The following is a 989-nucleotide window of genomic DNA, read 5'->3' as shown; positions in this document are numbered from 1 at the left end:
AGCACCACCAGCAGGGCCAGCGGCACGAACGCCATCCCGGAGTCCGTGGGGCTGAATCCGAGCACGCCCTGGAGGAAGAGCGCGGTGTAGAAGAACACCCCGTTCACGCCGAGCCCCCAGAACACCTGCGCGACCACCCCGCCGGTGAAGCTCCTGGCCGCGAACAGGCCCAGCGCCACCATCGGGTCCGGGGCCCGCCGCTCGACGGCCACGAAGGCGATCCCCCCGCCCAGGCACGTCACCAGGGCGGCCACGACGGGAGCGGACGTCCAGCCGTACTCGCCGCCGTGGATCAGCGCGAACGTCCCCGCGGCCAGGAACACCACGGAAGCCAGCACCCCGGGCACGTCCAGGCTCCGCCCGCTCCGCGCCCCGGCGGGCACGCCCGCCCAGGCGAGCGCGATGACCGCGGCGCCCACCGGCACGTTGATCAGGAACACCCAGCTCCAGTGCGCGTACTGGCTGAGGTAGCCGCCCACGACCGGGCCGAGGGCCAGCGCTCCCGCCCCGGACGCCATCCACACGGCCACCCCCATGGACCGCTGCCGCTCCTCCCGCCCGGCCAGCACGGCCAGCGTCGCGGGCAGGATCAGCGCGGCCCCCGCGCCCTGGGCCAGCCGGGCGGCGACGAGCAGCGGCACGGACGTGGCCAGCCCCGCACCGAGCGAGGCCCCGGTGAACGCCGCCAGCCCGGCCAGCAGCACCCGGCGCGGCCCGCAGACGTCGGCCAGCCGGCCGCCCGCGAGCATGAGCCCCGCGAAGGTCAGGATGTAGCCGGTGGCCACCCATTCCAGCGCGGCGAGCCGGGCGCCGAGATCGCGCTGGATGCTCGGGAGCGCGACGGTGACGACCGTGTTGTCCAGCGTGGTGATGAAACCGGCCAGGCCGACGACGAGAAACAGCGCCGCCGGTCTCGCGGCCCGCCGCTCGGCGGCGACCGCCGTGCTCACTCGTCCACCTCCACCCACGTCCACCCCTCGCCCCGCGCC

1 protein-coding gene is annotated in these 989 nt (G+C 75.6%); it reads right to left on the bottom strand.

The genetic code is table 11. From position 1 onward, the window contains the following. Positions 1-950, bottom strand: a 950-nt coding sequence (locus ETD85_RS62475; RefSeq protein WP_138699121.1) for an MFS transporter, incomplete at its 3' end; no start/stop codon positions are given. Between the last annotated feature and the right edge of the window lie 39 nt (positions 951-989).

Origin of the sequence: Nonomuraea zeae (assembly GCF_005889725.1) — a bacterium.
GTDB lineage: Bacteria > Actinomycetota > Actinomycetes > Streptosporangiales > Streptosporangiaceae > Nonomuraea > Nonomuraea zeae.
The sequence above is the reverse complement of the archived record's forward strand: the minus strand, read 5'-3'. Positions and strand labels throughout refer to the sequence as shown.